This window comes from Thermodesulfovibrionales bacterium, from assembly GCA_026417875.1.
GTDB lineage: Bacteria > Nitrospirota > Thermodesulfovibrionia > Thermodesulfovibrionales > CALJEL01 > CALJEL01.
On sequence record JAOACK010000159.1, the window covers coordinates 298 to 547 of the forward strand.

Below are 250 nucleotides of genomic sequence, written 5' to 3' on the forward strand. Positions count from 1 at the left end.
TTATAGGCCTGCCCGATTCTACCGCCGGGATCAGCACCTGCCACATTAAAATATCTCAGGCTTATATATTTAAAATCCTCATTTGCAATACAAAGATCCTGAAGAACCCTTTCAATTATGGCCTTCGATGCACCGTAGGGATTTATGGGGTTAAGTGGTGCATCTTCATCAACAGGTAGCCTCTCAGGTATCCCGTATACTGCTGCCGTAGAGGAAAAAATTAGTTTTTTTATATTCTCTTTAAGCATCA

The 250-nt window shown here is 41.2% G+C and carries 1 protein-coding gene; it reads right to left on the reverse strand.

Features of this window, described 5'->3' with window-relative positions:
* A partial coding sequence (locus N2257_10840) for an NAD-dependent epimerase/dehydratase family protein (GenBank protein MCX7794881.1) occupies positions 1 to 250 on the reverse strand: 250 nt, incomplete at both ends.